Source organism: Streptomyces silvae, from assembly GCF_016745505.1.
GTDB classification, from domain to species: domain Bacteria; phylum Actinomycetota; class Actinomycetes; order Streptomycetales; family Streptomycetaceae; genus Streptomyces; species Streptomyces silvae.
This window is the reverse complement of sequence record NZ_JAERUC010000057.1, coordinates 26398-53296: the sequence shown is the minus strand read 5'-3', so window position 1 is coordinate 53296 and position 26899 is coordinate 26398. Positions and strand designations below refer to the sequence as shown.

The 26899-nt window shown below is 71.3% G+C and carries 19 protein-coding genes; 5 read left to right on the top strand and 14 right to left on the bottom strand.

What is annotated here, in order from left to right; translation table 11 throughout:
- The 6 genes from JKV81_RS07750 to eccD form a co-directional block, all read right to left on the bottom strand.
- Window positions 1-1642: AAWKG family protein (locus JKV81_RS07750; protein WP_202075246.1), on the bottom strand; the 1642-nt coding region annotated here is incomplete at its 3' end.
- A gap of 119 nt (window positions 1643-1761) precedes the next feature.
- On the bottom strand, window positions 1762-2265 hold the full coding sequence (locus JKV81_RS07745) for a type VII secretion system-associated protein (protein WP_129265995.1): 504 nt from the start codon (window positions 2263-2265) through the stop codon (window positions 1762-1764).
- Window positions 2266-2447: 182 nt separating this feature from the next.
- Complete coding sequence (locus JKV81_RS07740; protein WP_014048941.1) at window positions 2448-2777, bottom strand: WXG100 family type VII secretion target; 330 nt, start codon at window positions 2775-2777, stop codon at window positions 2448-2450.
- 92 nt (window positions 2778-2869) lie between these two features.
- Window positions 2870-3226, bottom strand: a complete 357-nt coding sequence (locus JKV81_RS07735) for a hypothetical protein (protein WP_129265994.1) — start codon at window positions 3224-3226, stop codon at window positions 2870-2872.
- A 375-nt stretch (window positions 3227-3601) separates the two neighbouring features.
- Window positions 3602-5050 carry a type VII secretion protein EccB gene (eccB, locus tag JKV81_RS07730; RefSeq protein WP_202075245.1) on the bottom strand — a complete coding sequence of 483 codons (1449 nt, stop codon included), beginning with the start codon at window positions 5048-5050 and terminating at the stop codon, window positions 3602-3604.
- Window positions 5051-5071: 21 nt separating this feature from the next.
- Window positions 5072-6472, bottom strand: a complete 1401-nt coding sequence (gene eccD, locus JKV81_RS07725; RefSeq protein ID WP_202075244.1) for a type VII secretion integral membrane protein EccD — start codon at window positions 6470-6472, stop codon at window positions 5072-5074.
- Window positions 6473-6997: 525 nt separating this feature from the next.
- Here eccD and eccCa point away from each other — a divergent pair.
- Window positions 6998-10969 carry a type VII secretion protein EccCa gene (gene eccCa / locus JKV81_RS07720; protein WP_202075248.1) on the top strand — a complete coding sequence of 1324 codons (3972 nt, stop codon included), beginning with the start codon at window positions 6998-7000 and terminating at the stop codon, window positions 10967-10969.
- A 111-nt stretch (window positions 10970-11080) separates the two neighbouring features.
- Here eccCa and JKV81_RS07715 read toward each other — a convergent pair whose 3' ends face one another.
- Window positions 11081-12274 (bottom strand): S8 family serine peptidase, encoded by a 1194-nt coding sequence (locus tag JKV81_RS07715; RefSeq protein ID WP_129265991.1) that lies wholly within the window; start codon window positions 12272-12274, stop codon window positions 11081-11083.
- Between the two features lie 244 nt (window positions 12275-12518).
- Here JKV81_RS07715 and JKV81_RS07710 point away from each other — a divergent pair, with 244 nt between their 5' ends.
- The 3 genes from JKV81_RS07710 to JKV81_RS07700 all read left to right on the top strand — a co-directional run bounded on the left by JKV81_RS07710 (window position 12519) and on the right by JKV81_RS07700 (window position 16979).
- Window positions 12519-15824 (top strand): right-handed parallel beta-helix repeat-containing protein, encoded by a 3306-nt coding sequence (locus JKV81_RS07710; RefSeq protein ID WP_202075243.1) that lies wholly within the window; start codon window positions 12519-12521, stop codon window positions 15822-15824.
- A gap of 472 nt (window positions 15825-16296) precedes the next feature.
- On the top strand, window positions 16297-16443 hold the full coding sequence (locus JKV81_RS07705) for a hypothetical protein (protein WP_202075242.1): 147 nt from the start codon (window positions 16297-16299) through the stop codon (window positions 16441-16443).
- Window positions 16440-16979 carry a hypothetical protein gene (locus tag JKV81_RS07700; protein WP_202075241.1) on the top strand — a complete coding sequence of 180 codons (540 nt, stop codon included), beginning with the start codon at window positions 16440-16442 and terminating at the stop codon, window positions 16977-16979. The genes JKV81_RS07705 and JKV81_RS07700 overlap by 4 nt, the downstream gene beginning before the upstream one ends.
- A gap of 362 nt (window positions 16980-17341) precedes the next feature.
- Here the strand turns inward: JKV81_RS07700 and JKV81_RS07695 are convergent, their stop codons facing one another.
- The 6 genes from JKV81_RS07695 to JKV81_RS07670 all read right to left on the bottom strand — a co-directional run bounded on the left by JKV81_RS07695 (window position 17342) and on the right by JKV81_RS07670 (window position 24431).
- Window positions 17342-19546, bottom strand: a complete 2205-nt coding sequence (locus JKV81_RS07695) for a 2-dehydropantoate 2-reductase (RefSeq protein ID WP_129265989.1) — start codon at window positions 19544-19546, stop codon at window positions 17342-17344.
- Complete coding sequence (locus JKV81_RS07690) at window positions 19543-20424, bottom strand: SDR family NAD(P)-dependent oxidoreductase (RefSeq protein ID WP_129265988.1); 882 nt, start codon at window positions 20422-20424, stop codon at window positions 19543-19545. The genes JKV81_RS07695 and JKV81_RS07690 overlap by 4 nt, the downstream gene beginning before the upstream one ends.
- The gene (locus tag JKV81_RS07685) at window positions 20424-21731 is read right to left on the bottom strand and encodes an MFS transporter (protein ID WP_129265987.1); all 1308 of its coding nucleotides are present in this window, start codon (window positions 21729-21731) and stop codon (window positions 20424-20426) included. Before JKV81_RS07685 ends, JKV81_RS07690 begins: the two co-directional genes overlap by 1 nt.
- Entirely contained in the window at window positions 21728-22663 is a 936-nt protein-coding gene (locus JKV81_RS07680) for a polysaccharide deacetylase family protein (RefSeq protein ID WP_129265986.1), read from the bottom strand. The genes JKV81_RS07685 and JKV81_RS07680 overlap by 4 nt, the downstream gene beginning before the upstream one ends.
- A 186-nt stretch (window positions 22664-22849) precedes the next feature.
- A complete protein-coding gene (locus tag JKV81_RS07675) occupies window positions 22850-23833 on the bottom strand; it encodes an Lrp/AsnC family transcriptional regulator (RefSeq protein WP_129267155.1) in 984 nt (327 codons plus the stop codon).
- A gap of 271 nt (window positions 23834-24104) precedes the next feature.
- A complete protein-coding gene (locus tag JKV81_RS07670) occupies window positions 24105-24431 on the bottom strand; it encodes a helix-turn-helix domain-containing protein (RefSeq protein WP_129265985.1) in 327 nt (108 codons plus the stop codon).
- A gap of 675 nt (window positions 24432-25106) precedes the next feature.
- Between JKV81_RS07670 and JKV81_RS07665 the strand changes: the two genes are divergently transcribed.
- Window positions 25107-25466 (top strand): hypothetical protein, encoded by a 360-nt coding sequence (locus JKV81_RS07665; RefSeq protein WP_099176565.1) that lies wholly within the window; start codon window positions 25107-25109, stop codon window positions 25464-25466.
- Window positions 25467-26097: 631 nt separating this feature from the next.
- On the opposite strand, the gene JKV81_RS07660 is transcribed toward JKV81_RS07665, so the two are convergent.
- Window positions 26098-26883, bottom strand: coding sequence for a FadR/GntR family transcriptional regulator (locus JKV81_RS07660; RefSeq protein WP_164493652.1), 786 nt, complete (start codon window positions 26881-26883; stop codon window positions 26098-26100).
- Between the last annotated feature and the right edge of the window lie 16 nt (window positions 26884-26899).

Here is a 26899-nt window from a genome sequence, read left to right as displayed (position 1 = left end):
CCGCCGCCTCCTTGGCCTCCTGCTCCTTCTTCGCCTCCTCGGCCTTGGCCTCCGCCTCGGCCTCCTTGGCCGCCGCCTTGGCCTCGGCCGCCGCCTCCTTGGCCTCCTGTTCCTCCTTGGCCTTGCGCTCCTTCTCCTCCTGCTCCGCCTTGGCCTTCCGTTCCTTCTCCTCCTGCTCGGCCTTGGCCTTCGCCGCCTCCGCCTCCGCCTTGGCAGCCTGGTCCTTCTGCCACTGGATGAAATCTTCCTGCTTCTTGGCAGCGGCAGCCGCAGCCGCGGCGGCCTCCTCCTCCTTCTTCTCCGCCTCCTCCTCGGCGACCTCGGCCTTGTCCTCCTTGTAATCCGACGCGAGGGTTCCGCTGGTGCCCCGGGACTTCACGGATCCCAGATCGAACGTGCTGTTGCTCCAGCTGTCCCGCACCTTCGTCATGGCCGTTATCGCCGCCGCGTCGAGCTGGTCCTCGACGGTCTGCTGCCACATCAGGAGAGCTTTGTTGCCGATCTGCTCCCAGGTGCTGAGCTCCTTGAGCTCGCCGAAATCCTGGGCGTCGACGCTCAGGCCCGTCTTGCCCGTGCCCGTGATCTTGTCGATGGCGGCCTTGTTGCTGAAGCCGGTCTCCGAGATGTAGTTCGTGGAGGAGCTGTATCCCCCATTGCCCGTCGGGTAGGTCTCGATCTCGTAGGTGATCTTCGTGATGTTGTGGTCCCACACGTACTCCATCACCGCGGACAGCAGCTTGTGGAGCACGGTCAGCGGATTCCCGTACTGCCACTCCCATGTCGCCCAGGCACTGTGGAGATCCGAGACCGCGGCCCTGAAGTCCTTCTTCGCCTGCCGGATCTCGTTGCCCTGTTTCGAGTAGCCCGTACCCGAACTCATGTCCTCCGCATAGTCGGTGTACTGCTTGTTGATCTTGTTGACGAGGTCCCAGAAGACACCTGCGGCCTTCCCTCGCCAGGCTTCGTTCTTCTCCGTGCCGACCCTGCTCTGCCACTCCTCCACCAGCTTCTGCTGACTGATGAAGAACTGCGCCACCCGATCGAAGGCACCGGCCACCACGTCGAAGTTGCCGAGCGTGACGGAATTGGCATCGTCCACGGGCAGGCCGTTCCAGCTGAAACCGTGGGTGCCCTCCTTCTCGTTGTTGAGCAGCTCCTCCAGGGCCAGTCCGGTGCCGTAGGCGTACCGCGCGGTCGGCGTGGTGTCCCAGGTGGGCTTTCCGTCCATCCCCAGGTGACCGTCGATGCTGCTGGAGAACTTCCCGCCCTCCTGGTACCCCTGGCTCGGCACCCTGCCGTCGCCCTTGCTGCCGAGCAGCGTGATGCGCGCTTTGTACATCGACACGTCCGACCCCGCCCCCTCACCCTTCGAGTGGTAGAAGGGGATGACGAAGTCGGTGTTCGAGATGTCGGAACCGGCGTTCTCGTAGAGCCAGTTCAGGTCCTCCGTGTCGACGTAGTCGACATAGCCCACGTCAGAGATCTCCACCTTCATCAGCGGGATTCCCTCGTTGCCGACAAGGGCGTCGAACAGTTCGCTCCTGTTCGGCGCCTTGTATCCCGTGAAGAAGTTGACGGCCTCGGACCACTTGTCGTTGGTACCGGTGAGGTCGTCGGTGATCTTGCTGGAGTCGAGCGCCATGCCAGGAAGCCTTTTCGGTCAGGGCGGAAGGGGGAGCGAGCGGCAGGGGTACGGTCTACGAAGTCGTGCGGGGACGGGCGGGAGGCCGCCCGCCGGGGCGGGCCGACGGCCGTGCCGGCTCAGTCCTCTTCATCGTTGTCGTTGTTCGAGCCGCCGCTGCTCTCGGAGAGCACCTCGTCCACGCCTTCGAAGAAGTCGACCAATTTCTTTCCGTCGATCTTCTCCAAGTTGTCGTCCTGGGTCTTGAACATCTTCTCGATGGTGTCCTCGAGGTTGTCCTCGATCTCCTCGAAGAGTTCGACCTGGAGCTTGAGAATCTCGTCGAGTTGATCGACCATCCCGTTCAGGCTCTTGACCAGATAGCCGCCGTTGGTGCGCCCCTCCGCGTCACCGGCCATCGCCCCGATCGCGAGCGGCACCTTCTGCCCGTCGAGGAAGCCGGGTGCCGTCTTCGCCCCGTCCTCCCCGCCCTGCAGCGTGGGCATCCCGGGCACGAGCACCTTGTCCGGCGAGTCCCCGTTCTCCCTGATCTTCTTGACCGCGGCGAGGAACGGGATGACGTCGTCGTCGAGAAAGCTCTGCAGCCATTCCTTGTTGAGATTGACCGTGGGTGATTCCGCCATGTCGAATCTTCCTGTCTTCTGAGGGGCCGTCGGCTGCGGGGGGAACGCACACGCGTGCCCTATGCCGACGGTTCACGGGGACGCGGGCGACGACAACGCCGCCCTCACGGCAGCGGGCGGCCGTTCGCGTGACAGACACGCGGACGGCCGCCCGAAGAGAGCCAAGGGCGTGTCGCCCCGGGTCAGCCGCCGATGCGCACGCTCTCCCACAGCGACGTCAGCGACTTCTCGCTGTACTGGTAGCTGTCGGAGACGTCGTTCAGCAGGGCCGAGTTCTCGGCGAGGATGCGCTTCATCTCCTCGACGGCGTGGTTCCAGGACGCCTGCTTCTCGGCGTACACCGCCTTGTCGTCACCTTCCCAGGTCTTCTGGAGCTCCTGGAGCTCCGCCTCCAGGTTGGTGAGGATGCTGTCGATCGCCTTGGTCTGCTGGACCATGTCGTCGGCGGCGTTCTGCATGTGGGAGTAGTCGACGTAGATCTGGCCGTCGGTGAAGTCAAGCGGGGGGGTCATGGTCGTCCTCGTCTCGCGGCAGGTACTTCAGGAGGGAAGGGTGTCGTGCCGTGCCCGGGCGCCGGTCGGCGCTACCGGGGCGGGTCGGGTCGTCAGCGGCCGGCGGTGGAGCCCGAAAGCGCGTTGAAGATCTCCTCGGAGCGGTTGTAGGCCTGCTGGATGGAGTCGTTGGACGTGGACTGCTGGATGCCCTGCGCGCGCATCGTCTCCTCCAGCGTGGTGATCATGTCGCGGAGGTTGCCGGAGATGATCTCCGCCTGCCCGTCCCATCGGTCGAGCAGCTTCTGGAACGCGCCACCGTCGCTGCCGGCGTAGCCGGAGGACAGGTTGTGCTTCATGTTCTCGACGTCCTGACGGCTGGTCTGGACACCGGTGAACGCCATCTCCAGGGCCGTGACACCGTTCTGTGTCGCCGATGCCAGTGACTGCTGTGCGCCTGTACCCGCCATGTTCCTGTGCCTCCTGGGATGTCACGCCGCCGGTCGTGGGACCCGGGCAGCGCGGTACGTGGCCGGACGCGGCCGGAGGACCGGCGTCCGGTTGGTTCGGACTAATGGAGCCTAAAGAGAAAGGAGTTGACGATTCAATGGCTTGCGTCACCTTGTCGGCTCCGACCGGGTGTTTCAGGCCTTCCGCCGCGGGATCCAGGCCGAATGTCAGCCCTTCCCGTCAGCCGAGCCCGTGCACTTCCCGTTCTAGGACGCTTGATCGTCGCGTCCCGTTGCGGTGACACGACCAATTTCCCTCGTGTCACACGATGTTCACCTTCCCTCCCTGTGGTGGGTCCTTCCGGCGCCACCGCGCGGCCTCGCCGCCGGTGCGTGTCACTTCGGCTCGCAGCGCGGAGTCGTGTTCGCACTCCGGCCCAGGGCCGCCGCCTCCTTCGTCAGGTCCGGCCCCGTCGGAAGCATCGCCAGCAGCGGTGCCGGCAGTCCGCGCGCCTGGCCCTGCGAGTAGCCGAGCGCGCCGAGCGCGTCGGCCGTCCCCACCCGGTACTTCATCCCGGTGTCCGTCACCAGGTAGACGGTGGTGCCGACCTTGCTCCCGCTCGCCCCGAGCGCGCGCACCAGGGACCCGCCGCCCGGCCGTACGGTGATCGTGCCGACCGGCATGCAGGCGGGGGTGAGCCCCTCGGGCGGGGCCTGGGAGACCGGGCCGAGGGCGTCCGTCCCGGTCAGGGCCACGCTGATCCGGGGGCCGCGCTCTCCCGGCTCGATCCGTACGCAGACGGTACGGTCCTCGCCCAGGGCCACCGCTTCCGGCGGCGCCGAGGGAAGGTCGGGGTCTTCGGCCGTCTCACCCGCGCCCGGAGCCAGATGGCTGCTCAGCACGTCCGCGCCCAGGGTGGTCAGCTTCGCCGCGCCGTCCCGGTACACCTTCTCGCGGGTCTCCGGGTCACCGAGCACCAGCGCGGCACCGGTCGCCGTGAGGGGCGCCAGGCCCTCCTTGCGCAGCAGGTAGTAGCGGTCGGCGGAACCGGGCACCGTGACCCGGAACACTTCGCCGATCCGGGTCTCCCGGCCACCCAGCGACGGGCCGTCCTGACCCTTCCCCGGCACATCCGGCGGGCGCAGGTCGGGCCCCGACGGGAGGGCGTTCAGGAAGGCCGCCGAGACGGGGAGCCTCGGGGTGGATCCGTAACCGAGGGCCTCGCGGGCGCGGCTGTCCTCGTCGAGCCGGAGCTTGCTGCCCCGCCACACGAGATAGCCGGCCTTGTCCGGGCCCGTCACCAGCATTCCCTGGCCGGTGGGCAGCCCGGCGGCGTCGGCCGGCGCGCCGACGGCCACGACGGTGCCGGTCGAGGCCGTCTCACCTCCCGAGCAGACCTGCCACGGGCCGGTGTTCAGGTCGCCGCTCCCGGGCAGCGCGTCCGGGGCTCCGTTGATGCCGACGGGCGATCCGTGCGGCGTCCCCTTCAGGGAGGCCGAGCCGACCGACACCGCCTTCATGTCGGCGCCCGCGAGCAGCCGGGCCGAGGCGTAGTTGCGCACCGGCCGCAGCCGCCCGTCCAGGTAGAGGTAGCGGGAGCCGGTGTCCTTGTTCACGACAAGGGTCCCGGCCGCCCGCCAGGAGTCCTTGGTGCCGGGTTTGAGCAGCCCGAGGACGAAGGACCCGGCCGACAGCAGGACGGCGATCACGATGCCGATCACCACGCCCCGGTTGGTCCGGCCCTGGGGGCTCTCCGGGGCGTCCGGATCCGCGCGCAGCATGCCCGAGGTCAGCCGGCCCATGACGAACATGTGGGCGTGTACCTGGTCGCGTTTGGACTGCATGGCAGCGTGTCTCCCTTCCGGTCAGCCGTTGATGGACCGCAGGGTGCCGTACACACCGAGCACCCACAGGGCGAGCGGCAGCACGCTGACCGCCAGGGCCGAGTGCAGCAGTTCCCCCGCGCGGCCCCAGTACGGCACGAGCCGGCGTCCGGGGACGGTCCAGGCGGCGATGGCGAGCGCCGCCGTGGCCGCGAGCAGGCCCGCGGCCGTCACCAGCCGGTAGCCCGGCGAGGCGGCCGGGGCGGCGACCAGCACCAGCAGGAGCAGCCCCGCCACCCCCGGGACCACCAGCGACATGCGCTGCCAGATGTTGCCCAGTCCCCGCGCGTGGAGGATGAGCAGCAGGGACAGCGCCACCGTCATGATGATCTCGGCCAGTTCGCGCTCGCGGGCCAGGGTGACCAGGCATCCGGCGCCGACCACGCCGACCGCCCCGTACAGCGAGGTCATCCAGCCGTCGGCGAGGATGGCGCGAGCCGCGACCACGGACGTGGCGTGGGGCTCGATGCCCTCCTGCAGCTGCTGGGCGTTGGTCGGCAGAGGGGGCATGCGCATGCCGGACATCCGGAACGCCAGCGAGGGCACGAAGGCGCCCAGGACGACGGCCAGGACGGCGAGGATCCCGGCGGCGTGCACGGGTGCCAGGTCCGTCGTGATGAGCAGGACGGCGGCCAGCGCCGCGAACACCGAGACGACGGCGACGCCCAGGAAGAGCGCGGCGAACGCCGCCACGACGGCGAGTGCGAGTACCGCCCCGCCGGCCGCCGCCGCGCCGGCGGCGAGCAGCCGCGCGCCCAGCGTCTCGTACGCGTGCGGTCCGCTGAGAGCGCCGCCCGGCAGCAGCCAGCCTGCCAGCGCCAGGTAGGGCCCCACCATGAAGCCCAGCGCGGCTCCGGCTCCGGCGTCCCCGACCGCCCGGCTCGCTGCGCCCGCGCCCGCTAGCAGGAGCAGGCCGGTCGCGGTGGCGAACACGGCCCGGGACAGCGCGGAGCCGCCGGGCCACGCGAGCACCACCATGCCGCCGATCAGCACCGCGACCGCAATGCCGAGCAGCACCCACCGGCTGACCTTGGGGGTCCAGCCGAAGGGGTGGTCCCGCATCGTGGTGGATATGCCGTCGACCAGATCGTCGAGGTGCACCTCGGGCAGGGCCTCGGTGCGCGGCCTGAGGTAGAGGGTGTCGCCGTCGCGCAGGCCGTAGGAGTCGAGGGTGCGTTCCTCGTCCAGCGGTTCGCCCCCGAGCCGCTGGAGTACCCAGCCGCCGTGGTCGATTCCGGCTTCTTCGAGGTCGTCGCCGGCGTATCCGAGCACCGCCGGCAGCAGGTCCGCCACGGGGACGTCGGCGGGCACGGCGAGGTCGATGCTCTTGGCTGGGGCTCGTACCGTCAGACGGCACAGCTCGGCCACCTGAGTGTCAGTCATCGGGATGGCTCACGCTTCTCCGGTTACTGCTGAGTACGGTCAGGGGAACGCGATCTGACGCACCGCCGGGCATCGCTCTGGGTCGAACGCGTTCCACAACCTCGGGGGACAGGGCCGGTTGTCGGCGGTCGGCGGTCGGCGCGATGATCGTAGTATCAGCTGCCTGTTGTGGGCGACCATGGCTCATGAAGCGGAACTCGACATGAACATCGGCCCAACCGCCCGGTGTGGCGCGCGGGACGCCGCGGCACGGACGGTGACGCGGCGCGCGCCGTCGCGCACCGATGACCCCGCCGCGTGGCGGACGTACGACCTGGCGATGTAGCAGGATTGTGACACTGCGGCACGCTCGAAGGGCCCGCCCCCGGCCGGGGTCCGGGCGGGCGGTCGTCGTCGGCCGACGCGCGGCGTAGGGTGCGTGCGACAGCGAGGCCCCGTCCGGTGTTCCGGCACCGTATCGGCGACGACGTCGACGTCGTTCCGCCCGCTCTCCCCCTTGCCCCGTAAGGAGACGGTTCCTTGAGTGTGGTCCTGTTCCGCCGCCCGGCCCGACGACGGGGTCCGGAGATGCCCGACGGGGAGCTGAATCTCCAGGAGCCTCCGATCCTGCCGGAGACGGTGCCCGACACCTCGGCCGTGTGGACATACCTCCCCATGGCGCTGATGTCCGTCTCGATGATGTTCATGTTCATGCGGCCCGGCATGACCCGGGGCTCCGGCGGCTTCATCTACATCGCCCTGGGCCTGATGGTGCTCGGCGCCGCCGCGATGTTCATCGGCCAGTTCATGCGCAAGGCGGCCGAGCGCAAGCAGAAGCTCAAGGGCGAGCGCCGGGACTATCTGCGCTACCTCACCCAGATCCGGCGCAAGGTCCGCGGAGCCGTGGTGGACCAGCAGACGGCCCTGGCCTGGCGCCACCCCGAACCCGCCGCCCTGTGGTCGATGACGGGCACCACCCGGCTGTGGGAGCGCCGCCCGCGCGACGAGGACTTCGGCGAGGTCCGGATGGCCGTCGGCGAGCAGAAACTGAGCCTGAAGCTGAACCCGAGCTCCACCAACCCGGTCGAGGACCTGGAACCGCTGAGCGCGCACGCCCTGCGCAGTTTCATCCGCGCGTACTCGACGGTGCCCGAGCAGCCCATCGCGATCTACCTGCGGGTCTGGGCCCGGGTGCTGTTCCGGGGCGACGAGGAGCGGATACGGTCCGTGACCCGGGCGCTGATCGCCCAGTTGGCCACCTTCCACTCGCCGGACGACGTGTGGATCGCGCTGTGCGTATCCGATGAGCGGCGCAAGGACTGGGAGTGGACGAAGTGGCTCCCGCACAGCCTCCACCCGCACGACACGGACGGCGCCGGCCCGACCCGGATGACCGTCTCGGCCCTGGGTGAGCTGGAGAACCTGCTCGGCGCCGAGTTCATGGAGCGGCCCCCCTTCGACCCGGAGGCCGTACCGGGGCGCGAGGAGCCGTTCACGGTGATCGTGGTGGACGGGGGCACCGTCCCGGCAGGCCATCGCCTGGACGGTGCCGGCTTCCGCAATACGGTCGTACTGGACCTGAGCGGCGCCCTCTCCTGGCGGCCCGGCCGGATCACGCTGCGCTTCGAGGTCGGCGAGGACGACCTCGGGCTGGTGCGCACGGACCGCGAGCGCAAGGAGCAGACCACCCGGCTCGGCCGGCCCGACACCTTCGGCCCGACGGGCGCCGCGTCGCTCGCGCGACGGCTCGCCCCGTACCGCATGGGCCTGGGCACGGCCTCCGACTCGGCCGAGCCGCTGTCGGCCAACGTCGAACTGACCACGCTGCTGGGCATTCCCGACCTGCACCGCCACGACCCGGAGACGCTGTGGCGGCAGCACACCGGCCCCACCCGGCTCAAGGTGCCGATCGCGGTCGGCGCGGACGGTGAGCCCGTCGAGCTGGACATCAAGGAGTCCGCCCAGGGCGGCACCGGGCCGCACGGCATGCTGATCGGCGCCACCGGCTCCGGCAAGAGCGAGCTGCTGCGCACCCTCGTCCTGTCGCTGGCCCTGACCAACTCCTCCGAGACGCTCAACTTCGTGCTCGTGGACTTCAAGGGTGGCGCCACCTTCCTGGGCCTGGACGAACTCCCGCACACCTCCGCCGTCATCACCAACCTGGCCGGGGAGGCGGCACTCGTCTCCCGGATGCAGGACGCCCTGCACGGTGAGCTGATGCGCCGCCAGGAGCTGTTGCGGTCGGCGGGCAACTACACCTCCGCACTGGACTACGAGAAGGCCCGCGCCTCGGGCGTGCCGCTGGAGCCGCTGCCCAGCCTGTTCGTCGTCGTCGACGAGTTCAGTGAGCTGCTCGCCGCGCACCGCGAGTTCATGGAGCTGTTCGTGATGATCGGCCGCCTCGGCCGGTCACTCGGAGTGCATCTGCTGCTCGCCTCGCAGCGCCTGGACGAGGGCCGGATGCACCAGTTGGAGAGCCATCTCTCCTACCGGATCGGCCTGCGCACGTTCTCCGCGATGGAGAGCCGCGGCGTCCTCGGCGTACCGGACGCCTACCAGCTGCCCTCGGCGCCCGGCAGCGGCTTCCTCAAGTCGGGCGTGGAGGCGCTGACCCGCTTCCGCGCTGCGTACGTCTCCGGCCCGTACCAGCAGCGGCGGGGCAGCGCCAACCAGGCGCGCGTGGCCAGCCAGACGGTCCCGTGGACCAACGGTTACGTGGTGCCGCGCCGGCTGCCGGACGCCCCCGCCCCCGAGCCCGCCCCGGAGCAGGAGGAGACCGGCGACACCCTGCTCTCGGTGGCCGTGGAGCGGCTGCTGACCGCCGGGCCGCCGGCCCACCAGGTGTGGCTGCCGCCGCTGGACCTCCCGGCCACCCTCGACCAGGTGCTGCCGCCGCTCACCGAGGACCCCGAGCTCGGTCTGACGACCGTCGGATCCTCGAACCGGGGACGGCTCACCATCCCGCTCGGGATCATCGACCGCCCCTTCGACCAGCTCCGCGACCTGCTGTCCGTCGACCTCTCGGGCGCGGGCGGGCACATCGCCATCGCGGGCGGCCCGCAGAGCGGCAAGAGCACGATGGTGCGCACGATCATGGCGGCGCTGGCGCTCACCCACACCCCCCGCGAAATCCAGTTCTACTGCCTTGACTTCGGCGGCGGCACGCTCGCCGGTCTGGCCGGCCTGCCGCACGTCAGCGGGGTCGCGGCGCGTCTGGACACCGAGCGGGTAGGCCGTACGATCTCCGAGGTCACCACGCTGCTGGCGGAGCGGGAGCGGTTCTTCCTGGACAACGGCATCGACTCCATGGCGACCTTCCGGCGCCGCCTGGCCGCCGGGGAGTTCCCCGAGCACCGGCACGGCGACGTGTTCCTGGTCATCGACGGCTGGTCGACGGTGCGCCAGGACTTCGACCGGCACATCCAGACCTTCGGCGCGATCGCCGCCCGCGGTCTCAACTACGGCATCCACCTGATCGTCACCACCGCCCGATGGGTGGAGCTGACGTCCTCGATCCGGGACCAGGCCGCGACCCACCTGGAGCTGCGGATGGGTGACCCCATGGACTCCGAGATCGACATGCGGCGCGCCGCGACCGTACCGCGGCTGCCGGGCCGCGGCCTGACACGGGACGCCAAGCTGCACTACCTCACCGCGCTGCCGCGGATCGACGGCGTGGAGTCCGCGGACGACCTGTCCGAGGGCGTGGCGGCTCTGGTGGCGGCGGTCCGGGAGAGCTGGCAGGGTCCGCCGGCCCCGCCGGTCCGGATGCTGCCGACCCGGCTCCCGCTGTCCGCGCTGCCGGCTCCGAAGGGTGACTTCAAGATGCCCATCGGTCTGGAGGAGGAGCGCCTCTCCACGGTGTGGCACGACTTCTCCGAGACCCCTCACATGATCGTGGTCGGCGACGCGGAGAGCGGCAAGACCAACATGCTGCGGCTGACGGCCAAGGCCATCATGGACCGGTACACACCGGCCGAGGCGCGCATCATGGTCGTGGACTACCGCCGCGCGCTGGTGGAGGCGATCCCGGACGAGTACCGCCTCGGCCACGCGGTGTCGATGGACGCCCTGAAGGAGCTGATCGCGGGTGCCGCCCGGGCGGTCGCGGCCCGTGCGCCCGGTCCGGAGATCACCCCGGCCCGGATGCGCACGTGCGACTGGTGGGACGGCCCGCGGCTGTTCGTCCTCGTGGACGACTACGACATGCTGGGCACCAGCCCGATGAACGCGCCCTTCGACCCGCTGCTGAACCACCTCGCCCTCGGCTACGAGGTCGGTCTGCACATGGTGGTCTCCCGCTCCGCCGCCGGCGCGGGCCGGGGCCTGGGAGAACCCATGCTGCGCCGCATGCAGGAGGTCAACACCCCGACGCTGCTGTTGTCGTGCCCGCCGTCGGAGGGCTTCATCCTGGGCAGCATCAAGGGCCGTAACCTGCCGCCGGGCCGGGGCACGCGGGTGACGCGCCGCAAGCAGACCCAGGTGCAGACGGCGGTGCTGGAGGACCAGGAGTCGTGAGGGGCGACGGCCGGGTCCGGGCGCCCCAGGCGTCCCCGCCCGGCCGTCGTCCCGGACCGTCAGCCGCCCGCCGGGGCGCCAGTTCCGTGCCCGGCCGTCGCCCCGGGCCCGTCAGCTGCCCGCCGGGCGCCAGTTCCGTGCCCGGCCGCGCGGGATCACCACCGCGCCCGCCGCCACCAGCAGCACCAGCCCGCCGCCCACGCCCGCGATCACCAGCGCACGGGTGCGCGGCTCGGTCGCGGGCGGGGGCGGGACCACTGCCCGCTCCGGCCGCGGCGCCGTGCCCTTGTCGTCCGTCGGTACGGCCGTGAGCGCGGCGTACGGGTCGAGCCGTGGCGGCACCGCCGGGTACGCCGCCTCGGTCAGGCGGCGCGAGACCTCCGCGGCCTTCAGCTCCGGGTAACGCGCCCGTACGAGCGCCGCCGCCCCCGCGACGTGCGCGGCGGCGAACGAGGCGCCCGAGCCGATGAAGTGGCCCGAGCCCTTCGGGCCGATGCTCACCACCGCGTCGCCGGGAGCGGCCAGGTCCGCCCCGCTCACCAGGGGCGCGTCGGCCGGTCGCGAGCCGTCCGGGCCGTAGTCCATCACCGCGAGCACGCCCGGGGCCGCCGCGGGCCAGTACCAGGGCGCCGGCTCGGTGTTCCTCGGCAGTGCGTCGGGCGCCACCGGGGCCACCACCAGCGCGTCCTTGCCGCTCGCGTAGGCGACCGCGTCCGTCAGCTGCGACTTGCCGCTGTCCAGGGCCACGGCGACGTAGATGACCTGGGCGCCCTCGTCGGCCGCCTGGCGGATCCCGTCGGCGACCTGGGCCGCCGTGGACCCGCCGCGCTCGTCCGTGCCCCGTACGGCCAGGATCCGGGCCTGCGGCGCCAGCCCCGCCGGGCCCCCTTCGTCGCCGGGGGCCGCCGCGATCAGACCGGCCGCGAACGTGCCGTGCCCGACGCAGTCCTCGCCGGCCGCCCCGAGCGCGGTCACCCGCCCCGACAGCGCGGGCGCCCCCTCGGCGACTCCGGTGTCCACGACCGCGACCGTCGTCCCGGCGCCCTGGGAGAGCGGCTTGGCGCGGGACATGCCCAAGGACCCCAGCGTCCAGGGTTCGGCCTTGGCCTTCTCGCCTGAGACCGAGGCGCAGGTGTCGTCCTCCGCCAGGACGGAGCGCACGACCGGCAGCCCCACGGAGTCGGCCGCGGCGGGCACGGCCCCGACGGCGCCCAGCGCGGTCGCGGTGGTCAACAGGGTGGCGGCCACGGCCGGGGCCCGGGGGCGGCGGCGGGGACGAACTCGGGCACGGGACATGGCGCGCATGATATGCGGCGCGTCCGACGGCGCGTCGAGCGGGCCGTGACCTGCGGACGACGAGGGGTGCATCACGGGACATACGCACGGCCTCACCCCAACTCGTCGGTCCCTCCTGGAACATCGCCGCACCGGTCCCGTAGCCTTCGTCGCGTGCGCACAGCCGTACGTACCCGGACGCGGAACAGTTGCCTGTCGGCCCCCTCGTCGGGAGAGGCACGCGGCGGCGGCACCACAAGGAGGAGGATCGAGCGTGTCACGGCAGTTGCTCAGGGTCGGGTCGGGACAACCGGACAGCTTCCGGACGATCGGTGATGCCCTGGACATGGCACGCACGGGTGCGGTGATCCGGGTCCACCCCGGCCGCTACCCGGAGAACCTCACGGTCAGGACCCGGGTCACCATCGTCGCCGACGGGGAGCCGGGCAGCGTCGACATCTGCCCGCGCAGGGGCACCGCCGTCGTCCTCGTCGCCGACGCCGTCATGCTCACCGACCTGACTCTGCGCGGCGGGAGTGAGGACCTGCCGGTGGTCGACGCGCCGCGGGGCCAGGTCGCCATGGACGGCTGTACGGTCATCGGCTCCGGCTGGACGGCCGTCCTGGCCCGCGAGTCGGGCTCGGTGGCCATGCGCGACTGCCGGGTCAGCAACCCGAAGGGCGCCGGTGTCGTGGACTCCGCGCCCACGGGCAGCATCATCGCCGGCTGCCTCATCGAGAACCTGGGCACCTCCGGTGTCGTCATCGGCGCGGAGGCCCGTGCGACCGTACGGGACTGCCGGATCCGCGACGCCCGCGCCAACGGCGTGCTGACCTCCGACGAGGCGCAGGGGCTGGTGGAGGACTGCGACATCTCCGGCACGGACAAGCCGTCCATCGCCCTGGAGGGCCGCAGCGGCACCCGGGTCGTGCGCACCTCGGTGCACGACACCTCCGTCGGCGTCTACATCACCAGTTCCGCCCGCCCGGTCCTGGAACACGTCACCGTCTCCGACACCTCAGGTCCCGGCATCATGCTGGCCGCGAGCGCCGACCCCGAGTTCGTGAACTGCCGCACCTCACGCACCAAGGGCAGTGGCCTGGCCGTCACCGAGCGCTCCCGGGGCACCTTCCAGGACTGCGAGTTCGACACCGCCGCCGCCCCCGCGATCCGGGTGGTCAACTCCAGCGCGCCCTTCCTGACCCGCTGTGCGGTGCGCGACTGCGCGGACGTGAGCGGCGCCGTGCTGCTGGAGGAGGAGTCGTCGGCGGAGTTCGACGACCTGCTGATCACGGACGCGGCCGGCACCGGCATCCGGATACGCACCGGCGCCGACCCGCTGCTGCGCCGCGCACGGATCACCTCATCGGGCGGCCACGGCGTAGAGGTGGCCGAGGACGGGCGCGGCCGGCTGGAGCACTGCGAGATCGACCGGGCGGGCGGCGCGGCCGTACGCATCGCCTCCGGGGGCAACCCCGACATCCGCGACACGGTCATGCGGGCGGCGACCGACGCCACCGTCTCCATCGGCGGCGAGGGCCGGGCCACCCTCCGGGACTGCCGCATCGAGTCCGCCACGGCCGGCGGCATCACGGTGGACAACGGCGGCGAACTCTCCGCCCTGCGCGCCCACATCACCGACTGCGGTGCCCACGGCGTCCTCCTCGCGAACGGCGCCCGTGCCACCCTCACCTCCTCCCAGGTCATCGGCAGCGTCGGCGACGGCATCCGGATCGACACCGCCGAGCCCGTCACCGTCACCGGCTGCGCCGTCCGGGACAACCGCGGCGCGGGCCTCAGGCAGACGAGGGTGAACGAACGGCTCACGGTCGAGAACCTGAACAGCTCCGGCAACGTGGCCCCCGACGCGTGGGGCGACACCCTCCCGCCGGACGTCGCGACGGGCGGGGCCGGTGACTCGGCCAAGGAGCCCGAGGGCCCGTTGGAGGAGCTGGAGTCGCTGGTCGGCCTGACCGAGGTCAAGAGCCAGGTGCGGACGCTCGTCAACCTCAACCAGCTCAACCAGCGCCGCGCCCAGCTGGGCATGCCCGTCCCCCAGATGAGCCGCCACCTGGTCTTCTCCGGCCCGCCCGGCACCGGCAAGACCACGGTCGCCCGGCTGTACGGCGGCATCCTGGCCGACCTGGGAGTCCTGCGCTCCGGGCACCTGGTGGAGGTCTCCCGCGCCGACCTGGTCGCCCAGGTCATCGGTGGCACGGCCATCAAGACGACCGAGGCGTTCAACGAGGCGCTCGGCGGTGTGCTGTTCATCGACGAGGCGTACACGCTGCTCTCCGACAGCAAGGGCTCCGGTGCCGACTTCGGCCGGGAGGCGGTCGACACCCTGCTGAAGCTGATGGAGGACCATCGCGACGACGTGGCCGTCATCGCCGCCGGCTACACCGGCGAGATGGACACCTTCCTCTCCTCCAACCCGGGCCTGGCCTCCCGCTTCACCCGCACCATCGAGTTCGCCAACTACTCGGTCGACGAGCTGGTGACGATCACCGAGAACATGTGCGCGGGGCACCGCTACGCACTCGACCCCCGGACCCTGGACACCCTCGCCCTGCACTACGGGCGTATGCCGCGCGACGCCACGTTCGGCAACGGCCGCGCCGCGCGACGGGTGTTCGAGGAGATGGTGGACCGGCAGGCGTCCCGGCTCGCCTCCATGACGAACCCGGCGGAGAGCGACCTCACCCTCCTGCTGCCCGAGGACGTGGCGCCGGACAACGCTCCGGCGGACGACGGCCCCGGTTCCGAGGAACTGCTCGCCGAGCTGCACGCCATGATCGGTCTCACGGCGGTCAAGAACGAGGTCGCCGCCCTGGTCAACCTGCTCACCGCGGCGAAGCAGCGCAAGGCCGCCGGGCTGCCCACCCCGAGGATCAGCAACCACCTGATCTTCTCCGGGCCCCCCGGCACGGGCAAGACCACCGTCGCGCGCCTGTACGCGGACCTGCTGCGCTCCCTCGGCGTCCTGCCCAAGGGTCAGCTGGTCGAGGTCGCTCGTGCCGATCTGGTGGGCCGCTACGTGGGTCACACCGCGCAGCTCACCAAGGAGGCGTTCGAACGGGCCCTGGGAGGTGTGCTGTTCGTCGACGAGGCGTACACGCTCACGCCGGAGGGCGCGACCTCGGACTTCGGCCGGGAGGCCGTCGACACGCTGCTGAAGCTGATGGAGGACCACCGCGACGAGGTCGTCGTCATCGCCGCCGGCTACACACGCGAGATGCGCCGCTTCCTCGACTCCAACCCGGGCCTGGCCTCGCGGTTCTCGCGGACGGTGGAGTTCGAGAACTACTCCACGGACGATCTGCTGGAGATCCTGTCCAAGCAGGCCACCGACTACGGTTACGACTGCTCCCCCGAGGCGATGACCGCGCTGCGCGGCTACATGGACGCCCTGCCGCGCGACCACGCCTTCGGCAACGCGCGTACGGCCCGCCAGGTCCTGGAGGGGATGATGACCCGTCAGGCAGGCCGGATCGGCGCGATGTCCGCGCCGGGCCTGGACGATCTGCGCCTGCTCCTGCCGGAGGACCTGCCCCCGGAGGCGGCGGCAATAAGCCAGTGAGGTGCGGCGGGCCCGCGGTCCCGGGCCCGCCCCCGCGGGTACCTCGGTTCGTGCAGACCTCCGCGCGGTCCACGCCGACGAAGGAGGCGCCCGACCAGGCGCTGTGCTCGCCGGTGACCCGGACGCGCAGGGTGAGGCCGTGGGCGGAGAGGTGGTCGGCGAGTGCGGTGAGTTCGGCAGCGTCGCGGCCGGGGCGTTCCACGGAGTCCGGCGCTCGGGGTGTCCGGTGCCAGGGCGAGCGGTACCGGAGTGCCGGGGCGCCACGGCTGGCCGGGGGCGCGGTCGGCGGGGGTCTGCACGCGCAGGAGCTCGGGAGGCGGAGCACCCTGGTGAGGCAGCCGGTGCGGTAGGTGCCGGCGACGCCGCGCCGGAGCGTGAGCGGCACGGCGAGCCGCGTTCGGCCCGGTAGCGCGGGCAGGGGTAGCGCTCGACGTCGTCCGCGTCGCTCAGGAAGGCTTCTTGAGGGGCCGTCATGACACCGGAGACGGTCACCAACGATTCTCAGAAGTACCCCGAACCCACGTACGACGCGGTCATGCGGGAGCGGCTCGCGCTGGTCGGCTCCTGGGCCTCCCTTGTGGCCGGTTCACCGGGGAGCATGTCGGCGAGCCACGTGTGATCAGCACGCTCGTCGGGCCGCCTCTCCTGCACGTCGACTTCAAGTTCGTCCGGGCCTCCGACTTCGCCGAGCGGACTGAGGCCCCGGAGATCCTGTGGGACCGGGACGGCCTCCTGTCCGGCGTCCTCGTGCAGCAGCCGCCGGTCACTCCGGTGTTCGACCTCCAGTGGATCGAGGACCGCTTCTGGATCTGGGTGCACTACGGTGCGACGAAGCTCGGCCGCGGAGAACTGTTCGAGACCATCAGCTTCCTCACCTACCTGCGCGAGACCGTACTCGGCCCGCCGGCCGCGCGCCGGGTGGGCGCGATCCCCCGCGGTGTACGCCACTTGGAGGCCATCGCCCCCGAAGAAGCTCGCAACATACTGGCAACTCTGAGCGGCTACGACCGCCACGAGGCCGGGCGGGCGCTCCTCGCCACCGTCGATCTCTACCGTCGATGGTCCGATGCCGGTGGTGCGGTCGTTGAACGGCGCCACCACGCCGAGAAGCTCGCCATGCAGTACCTCCAGGACGTCATCGACCAAGGCTGCTGACTGAAGCGGGCTGAAATACCTCGCCACCCTTGTCTGCTCGGCCCGCCTCCTCCCCTCCCACACACACCCACCACGCCTGATCGCGGGCGGCCAAGGTGGCGTTGAGGAGGCGGACCAGGACGGCGCGCAGGTTGGTGCTCGCGGAACCGTCCGCTCGGAGGCCCCCGAAGATCGAAAACCCGGACAAGCGCACCCCCGCCTTGCTACAGGGAGCTACTTGTCACTTCGCGGCAGCTTCGGGAAAACAGGGCCATGTCCGTCTCTTGTCTCCCGTTCCGGCATCACGCTGCAAGTGACCGGTGGGTGTGTCCGTCGATACCCTGACGGGCAGGCCGGGGCCTCTCCGGCGAAGGATCGAGACCTCAGCGCTCCGACAGAGACGTGAGGACCATCGCGGTCAGGGCCGCGCGCTCCACCATGCCGGCGACGGAGGTGTTCTCCGAGCGGGCGTGCGCTCCGGAACCGACCGCGCCGATGCCGTCCAGCACCGGGACACCCGCCGCCACCACGAAGTTGCCGTCGCTGGCACCGCCGACCGACGTCTCGCGCAGGTCCCAGCCGAGGTCCGCCGCGCAGCTGCGGGCGAGCTCCGCCAACTCGGCCACCCCTGCGGTGCGTTCGAAGACCGGACGGTTCCAACCGCCGGTCACCTCGATCGACGTACGCCCGTCCACCGGCAGGAGCGCGTCCAGAGCCGCTCCGATGCGGTCCTGTTCGGCGGCGGTGGCGACCCGGACGTCGAGCCGGGCCACGGCCCGTCCGGCCGTCACGTTGCTCCGGGTTCCGCCCTCGATCACACCCACGTTGAGCGAGGTGCCCGCCTCCGGGTCACGCAGGCCGGCCAGGTACAGGATCTGGTGGGCCAGTTCCTCGACCGCGCTGGCCCCGGCGTCCGGGTCGAGGCCCGCGTGCGCCTCCTTGCCGGTGACGGTGACGGTGAACAGGCCGACCCCCTTACGCGCCGTCTTGACGGCCCCGTCGGCGGCGGCCTCGAAGACGAGGGCGGCGCGGCTGCCCCGGGCCTCGGCGACGATGGCCTCGCTGGAGGTGAGGCTTCCGGTCTCCTCGTCACCGCTGAGCATGAGGGTGCAGGCCGGGCGCGGCAGGCCGAGTGCGTCCAGCGCGCGCAGGCTCCACACCGCCTGCACCAACCCGGCCTTCATGTCGAAGACGCCGGGCCCGGTGATCAGGTCGCCGTCCCGCCGGAACGGCCACTCCTCCAGCGTGCCGGTCGGCCAGACGGTGTCGTAGTGCCCCAGCAGGAGGACCGGCCGGTCGCCGTTTCCCGGGTAGCGGCGGACCAGGATGTCCCCCGTCCGCTCGCGTTCCAGCACCTCTTCGGCCTGGGGGGCGCCCAGGGCTCCGTCGAGCCAGCCGCGTACCCACGTCAGGCAGGCGGCGAGTGCCTCCCGGTCGTCGCTGGCGCTGCCCTGGGAGGTGTACGCGGCGAGGTCGTCGACCATGTCCTCCCGGTGCGCGTCCAGCCACTCCCGTACCGCCCGGGCCCTGTCACGGTCGGGGCCGACGGTGCCGCCGTGCGTGCCAGGGAGGGAGACCGCGAGGCGGTCGAGGGCGACCAGCCGCTCCTCCGCCATCAGTCCCGGATCGCGCTCCAGTTCCCGCAGCCCGGCGATGACGGAGCGCAGCACCGGGGTGCTCACCCCGTGCCGCTCGGCCTGGGTGAAGACCTCCGCGTAGTGCGTGGTCACCTCGACCGGGCGCCGGCGTACCGCCAGGTCGCGCCATATGCCGCTGCGGTCCTTGGCCTGGGTGGCCAGCCAGGCGGTGAGACGCCCTGTGGCTGCGCGGCGTACGGCCGGGTCGGCGCCGCGGCGGAAGGCCTCGGGCTCGAAGGCGTCGAACGCCTCCAGTTCCACCCCCAGTGCCTCGGCCACGTCGAAGACCTCCCCGGCCACCTCGTGCATGGTGAGCGGGTGGCGGTCGATCAGCTCGGCCATCGGTGCGTCGGCCAGGGCCGTGGCCGCCAGCATGGCGCCGAACCCGGCCTTGGCCCACAGGTAGCCCTCGACGTTGTCGCTGGCCACCGCCGGCCCCCAGCTCTGCAGGTCGGCGACGAGCGCGGCGACCCGCTCGGAGACCGCGGCGCCGTGGCGCTCGCCGACCACCAGGGCCCCGGCGCCGCCGTCGAGGATCACTCCGGGCTCGATGACGTCGGCGAAGATGTTGACGAAGGCGGCGACGGTGCGGTCCGGCCCGATCCGGTCCGCCATCAGCTCCTCGTTGAAGCCGTTCTGGAACGAGACGACCCAGCCGTCCGGAGCGAGGCGCGGGGCGATCCAGTCGAGCGCGGCGTCCGTGGCCTGTGCCTTGACCGCCAGCAGCACCCGGTGGACAGGGCCGTCGTACGCGTCCGGTGTCGCCGCCTCCACCCGTACGCTCTCGCGGTGCTCGCCCCGGGCGACGGTCAGCCCGCGATCCTGGATCGCCGTCACGTGCGCCGCGTCGGTGTCGATGAGCCGTACCCGGTGGCCCGCGCGGGCCAGGCTGAAGGCCAGGGTCCCGCCGATGGCTCCGGCTCCGACCACCGTGTAACTGTCGCTGCTCATGCGGGGTTTCCTTCCGTGGCCCGGTCGGCCGGTGAGGCGGGTGCGGTAACGGCGGTGCGGGTGTGCGGGGTGCCGCCGGCGGGCTCGGGGCGCTCCGGTGGCCAGATCCGGGGCAGATGGAGGGCTCCGGTGCTCGATCCCCCGTCGACCCGCAGGATCTCGCCGGTGATCCAGGAGGCCTCCGGCCCGGCGATCCAGCGGACCGCGCGGGCGATGTCCCGGGGCGTGCCCGCCCTTCCGAGCGGGTTGGCGCCGATCGCGGCAGCGTACTCCTCGGAGACCGGGTTGCAGGCGCTGTCGACCGGGATGAACCCGGGGCTGACGGCGTTGACCCGGATGCCCTGGGCGCCGAGTTCGAGGGCGGCGGCCCGGGTGGCCATCTCCAGCGCGGCCTTGGAGCTGGCGTAGGGGCCGCCTCCGGGACGGGCGCGGAGCGCCGAGCCGGAGGAGATGTTGACCACCGCGCCGCCCGGGCCGCGCTCGGCGGCCAGCCGGGAGAAGGCCGCGGTGGCCAGGACGGGAGCCCGCAGGTTGACGGCGAAGAGCCGGTCCCAGTCCGCGGCGGTCACCTCGCCCATGTCGAGCGACGGGTACACACCGGCCGCGTTGACCAGCACGTCGACGGGGCCGCTCGTCTCCCACGCCCGGCGGACGAGGTCCTCCGCCGCCTCCGGCCGGGTCAGATCGACGGTGAGCGTACGGACCGGGTCGTCGGATCCGGCGCCGGGGCCGGTCGCACGGAGCTGCGCGGCGACGGCCTCCAGTGCCTCACGGTCCCGGTCGGCGAGGGTGAGGACAGCCCCGTCCGCGGCGAACTCCTCGGCGATCGCCCGGCCTATCCCGCCGGCCGCGCCCGTGATCAGGACATGGCGGCCCATCAGTGGAACTCCTTGTTCTTGGTCTCCGGCATCGTCACGTAGACGAGGAACGACACCAGCGAAGCCCCGGCGACGTACAGCCACAGCAGGTCGCTGTGACCGCTCTCGTGCATCCAGGTGGTGAGGTAGGGGGCGGTGCCGCCGAAGAGCGCGACGGCCAGCGCGTACGGCAGGGCGATCCCGGTGGCGCGGATCTCCGCGGGGAACTGCTCGGCCATGATGACCGCGCAGTTGGCGGAGTAGCCGAGGATCAGCAGCATCCCGGTCAGCTGCACCAGGAACAGGCTGAGGAAGTTGTCGTTCAGCAGACGCAGCAACGGCCAGGCCAGCACCACGAATCCGCCGGCGAAGGCGGCCATGGTCGGCTTGCGGCCGAGCTTGTCGGAGAGCAGGCCGACGAACGGCAGCAGGACGACGAAGACCACCAGGCAGAGCGTCTGGGACAGCAGGGCCCGGCTCAGGGGGATCCCGGTGGTGAGATTGGCGTACGTCGGGAGGTAGTTGACCCAGATGTAGTACGTCAGGGTCCCCGCGACGGTGATGCCGGCGACGCGCAGCGCGGCCCCCGGGTGCTCGACGAACATTGCCTTGAGCGGGTTGGAACGCGTACGGCCCGCTCCTTGCGCCTGGGTGAAGGACTCGGTGTCCTCGACCGACACCCGCAGCCACAGACCGACCAGGCCGAGCAGCCCGCCGACGACGAAGGCGAGGCGCCAGCCCCACGCGTGCAGGGCCGCGTCGCTGAGGGCGGAGGTGGTGAGGGTGCCCAGCAACGAGGCGATCAGCACACCGCCGGCGACCGACACCTGCTGCCACGACCCGGCGAAGGCGCGGCGGCCGACCGCTGCGGACTCCACGAGGAACGCCGAGGAGGACCCGAACTCGCCTCCGGCGGAGAACCCCTGGACCAGCCGGGCCAGCAGCAGCACCAGCGGCGAGAGCACGCCGATGGAGTCGTAGCTCGGGGTCAGGGCGATGACGAACGCGGCGCCCGCCATCAGCCCGACCGTGAGCGTCATCCCCTTCTTACGGCCGTGCCGGTCGGCGTACACACCGAGTACGGCCGCTCCGACAGGCCGCATCACGAAGCCGACGGCGAAGACGGCGAGCGTGGACAGCAGGGCGACGGCGCCGTTGCCGGAGGGGAAGAACTCATCGGCGATGATCTTGGCGAAGATGGAGTAGAGGGCCCAGTCGACCCATTCCACGGTGTTGCCGATGGTGCCGGCGACAATGGCCTTGCGCTGCTTGCCGCTCAGTTTGTGCGTGGTGTTCGCGGCCGGGGCCGCCGGGGACCGGGTGCTCATGAGGTGTGCTCCGGGATCTCGTGCGGAGGAATCGCGGTACGGACGGCCTGGGCCAGCTCCGCGTGGGTCGCGAACCAGACGCCGGGGTGCCCGGCGATGTGGTCGAGGAGTTCGCGCAGGACGACCAGCCGTGAGCGGTGGCCGATGACATGGGGGTGAAGGGTGAGCTGGAAGACGCCGCCCGCGCGGTAGGCGGCGTCGAACTCGTCGGTCCAGATCTCCAGCACGTCGCGGGGACGGCTGTGGGGGCGGACGGCGCCGTAGCGGTCCATGGTGAAGTACGGCGCGTCGTCGCGGATCCAGTCGACCGGGATCTCGACCAGCCCGGTGGGCCGGCCGGCGGCCACGATCTCGTACGGTTCGTCGTCGGCCATCAGCGAGGAGTCGTAGGAGAACCCCAGGTCGAGGATGGTCTGCAGGGTGGAGTCCGAGAAGTCCCAGGACGGGGTGCGGATACCGGTCGGCCGCTGCCCCGTGAGGTCGGTCAGGGTGTCCAGGGCGCGCCCCACGAGCTCCTTCTCGTCCTCGGCCCCGAGCAGCATGTTGCGCTCGTGGATCCAGCCGTGGACGGCGAGCTCATGACCGTCGCGGGTGTAGGCGCGGGCCTCGTCGGGGTGAAGCAGCGCGGAGACGGCCGGCATGAAGAACGTCGCCGGGACCCCGAAACGGGCCAGCAGCTCCAGGACCCGCGGTGCGCCGACCCGCGCCCCGTACTCACCCTGGGCGAGCAGCCCCGGGCTGGTCAGTGCGTCCCGCAGGGGAATGGTCTCGTGGTCGGGGTCGAAGGACAGGGCGACCGCGACCCGGGCGCCGTCGGGCCAGCGCTCGGGCAGCAGCCGGCGGCCGGCCCGGACGCCCTCGACATGCCGCCGCCATTCGCTCTCGGGCCACCGCCAGCTCTCTGTCACGGTGTCCGGCTCGTTCGTGGACATGGTGCTCTCCCGGGGGACTCGGGGACGGGGAGGGATCTCACGGGCACACGCCGTGTACACGTGTCACGGGCATGCCGGAGGACCGGTGCGCGGTATGCGGATGTGCGGGTGCGGCTGTGGACCTGTGCGGCTGTGGAGCTGTACGACCGGATACGGACGGGCCCGCCGGCGGGGCGGACCAAGGGCTCAGTCGGACTGGTCCAGGCGGGTCCAGGCGCCCTTGACGGTGGCCAGGTGGACGGTGACATCGGAGGCGTTCAGCCCCGGCAGGGCGCCGATGACCTCACCGGTGTAGCGGAACAGGTCGGTACGGCGGGGCAGCACCATGTGGCCGACCAGGTTGAACCGGCCGGTGGCCGCGGCGAGGAACTTGGTGCCCGGGTGCCGCGCGAGCTGCCGCCCGGCGGCGTCGAGCCGGTCCGGCTCGATGGACAGCCACACCATGAACTCCGCCTGGTACCCCAGGAGCGCCGGGTCGACGAGGGTCCGGAAGTGCAGGACCCCCCGCTCGACCAGCCGGTCCAGGGCCCGCGAGACACTGGACTCGCTGCGTTCCAGCCGGCGTGCCAGCGTACTGACCGGCAGCCGGCCGTCCGCCGCGAGACCGTCGGCCACGGCCTGTTCGAGACCGGACAGCGCTTGTGGCGCCTGGTCCCAGTCGTCACGGTCGCAGGGTGGGGCGAGCGTGGCGGGCCTCAGGTCGGCGGCCGCCTCGGGCGGCAGCAGGCCGGTGTCCCACATGGCTGCCGAGGTGAAGTTGCGGATGACGGCGACACACTCGGTACCGGTGATGAGGTGCGCGCCGGGCAGATCGGTGAAGAGCAGCCTCATCAGCTGCTCGTTGTCCTGGGCGACGAAGTCGACGATCAGGTCGGCCGTGCCGGTGACGACGGCCAGGAACCGCACCTCCGGGCACTCGGCCAGCACCTCGGCGAGCTCGAGACCCTTGCCCGGCTTGGCGTGTACGCGTACGAGCATGGAGGAGCCGCTCTCGGTGCGGTCCAGCTCCAGCGCCCCGACCACGTGCACGAGCCTCCGCTCCCGCAGCACCTGGTAGCGCCGCTGCGCGGTGGTCTCGCTGACCCCCACCCAGCGGGAGACGGAGTTCCACGAGGCACGGCCGTTGAGCTGGAGCGCCGCGATGACGCGGCGGTCCAGCTCGTCGATCATGCCTGCATGGGCTCGGGATGACATGGCAGGGACGTTAACCACCGCCCGGAGACCCGTCAACGATGGAATCCTGCATGGATGCGCCTGCCGCCACCGGTCTCCGGCGTCAGGCGTGTTTCATACAGGGAAATACAGCAGATCGGCACCGGTCGGCCGGGGGCGGGACCCGCTGCAGGATCGCGCCGCGAGGATGTCCAACTTTCCTGCCTGCCTTCCCGCCGCTCCCCTGCCGGCCTGCGCGGGACGCCGGGCGTCGGTGGCACCACGCGCCCTACACGCCCGGGGACCCCGCGGGCCGGCGGCGTTCGGCGTTGATGCGCCGGGCCTCTTCGAGCTGGTCCTCGAGGATCACGATGCGACAGGCCGCCTCGATGGGGGTGCCCTGGTCGACGAGCTCGCGGGCGCGGGCGGCGATGCGCAGCTGGTAGCGGGAGTAGCGGCGGTGGCCACCCTCCGAGCGCAGCGGGGTGATGAGGCGCGCCTCGCCGAGGGCGCGCAGGAAACCGGGGGTGGTGCCGAGCATGTCGGCGGCTCGGCCCATGGTGTAGGCGGGGTAATCGTCGTCGTCGAGACGGCCGAGGGGATCGCCTGCTGTCATCTGCACCTCTCTGTGGAACGCGTGGAGGGGCCTTGGTGCCGTACGGCACCAAGGCCCCGAAGGAGAACTGCTACACCATCTGCCGACGCCGACAAGGCACCGGCCTTCTGTGTCCGCACGCCCGGCCGTCATGCTGGCGGGGGTACGGGGATCGCGGTTGCTTGACCGGAGACCACCTCACTATCGATGTCCTGCGGTACCCGGGCTCAGCACTTCCTCCCGGGCGATCCCGATGGCGCCTGGCTCCTCCGTTTCTTCCCTCTTGGAACGATCACGTGCGACTGCTGGTACTGCTCTTCCGCGTACTGCGCGTACGGGCACTGCCGCCATGGCACTGCTGCTCGGCGGCCCCTGATGACTGCGGGCCACCCGGTCCGGCCGTCAGTCCCGTCGCCGTCCTACGACAACCCTGGCTTCGGAACTCCACCGCCGAACCGTCCTGCGAACGGCAACCACCCGTACATCTCCCGGCAGTTCATCCCTGCCGGGCCTTGCGGTCCTTCTGGCTACGAGAGAAACCATAACCACGCCAGCACCCAATGTCTACTGTTGCCGCGATAGATTTTGGGATGCTCAAGGAAGAGGTAACCTGCCGCCGACACTGCGGGGGCGGGCCTTGGCCCGCAGGCCTCCACCGGGGACACCGGAGACGCCCGTGCGCATAGAATCCGGCCCATGTCGAAGCCTGACGAGCTGCTCGTTGACGTCGCCGCCCTGGTGGAGTCCGGGCAGAGCAACCAGATGTCCCTGACCGTGGTCACCGGTGGCGCTGTCATCACCGGTCGGCTGGCCCCCGAAGCAGTGTGGAGGCAGCGGGTGTCGGACGTACTCACCGATTCGGACCGGCTGCGCGAGTTCTCCGCCGTCTTCCGGGACCCCCCGAAGAACGACGGGGCACCCACGCATCTGCACTTCCATGTCGCCCGGATCCTGCAGGGCACGGTGGGGATCCCGGAGACCGGCGGGATGTACCGGGTGGCGATCGAGGACGTCGGCGCCTGGACCGTGGGCGACTTCAGCTACTCCGACCACTGAACAGCAGTGTGGGCCCGACCGGTGTTCCGGTCGGGCCCACACTGCTGTCGCGCCGGAGCGGTACTCACCAGCCCGTAGGTGACCTGGGGCGGAGTCTTCGGCTCCGCCTCCGGCCGGACCAGGCCGTCTCGGGCGCCCGCAGGAGCCTGGGAGAGCATCTTGTCGCTGACGCCCTGGTCGCTCTCGCGCGGCTCGTAGGACCGGAGACTGCTGCTCCGTAACGAGATCAGCGCCCAGAGGGCCCGCCTGCTGGTCACATGGTCGACCACGTGACGCTCCACGCCCTTTCGCCGAAGAGGCCGCCCCGATGCCGCCGGATTCCGCCGAGGCGGATCAGCCTCGATCGGCCGTGGGCACGGTGGGTTGCTGTGGAACCAGCCGGCCGCAGCGTCCGGCGGTCCGGCGGGGCATCACCTGTCTCCGGGTGCTGTCCACAATGCCGGTGCGGCTCGGGAGTACGGGCAGCATCGACGCTCTCGACCGGGCACGGATCGCCCGTTGGGCGTCCGGACCGGGCCGGTCTCCCGCCCCCGGCGCGCACATCTGCGGCGATGAACCGTTCAGTGACGGCGGCGCAACGAACGGCGAGCTCTGTATTTCGCGCCCTCCCATCAATGCGCGGGTCAGGTGGTCAAGGGGCAGCATCCGGGCCGAGCAGGGGGTGCGATGACTTCCGTGTCGCATGGCTCGGCATTCCGGGCGACCGGGCGATCTCTTCTTCGGCGGCTTCGATGATGCCCAGTACGGCGGCCGCCGCGGCCGAGGGATCGCGGGCCTCGACGGCACGCACGATGGCGCGGTGACCCGGCAGTGAGGCTTCCACCGCGCCCGGGGTCCGGGTGCTGACCAGGAAGCTGTGTTCCAGCGCGATGTCGAGAGCGCGGCCCAGCGAGCCGAGGAGACGGTTACCGCTGGCATCGAGCAGAGCCCGGTGGAAAGCGATGTCGGCCTCTACGTACCCACTGCGGCCGGGCTCCGCTGCTGCGGCCTCCATGGCCGCCAGGCAGTCGTACAGGCCCCGCACATCATCGGGGTGGGCCCGGCCGGCGGCTAGCCGGGCCGCCTCGGGCTCGACGATCCTGCGCAGTTCACCCGTGTCGCGCAGCAGAGCCGTGGCGTCCCCGGCCTGTTTCCAGCGCAGTACGTCACGATCCAGGTGGTTCCAGTGCTCCGGGGGCAGCACGCGCGTGCCGGTGCGCGGGCGTACGTGCAGCATCCCCTTGGCCACCAGCGCCTTGACCGCTTCCCGCAACACCCCTCGGCTGACACCGGTCTCGGCGGCGAGCGCCTCCTCGACCGGCAACGGATCCCCCGGCTCCCACGCGCCACCCACGATGCGCCGCCCGAGTTCGTCGACCACTCGCTGATGCATGGTCAGGAAGTGCACCACGATCCCTGCTCGCCCCCTGGACACCATTCATCGAATCATTTAA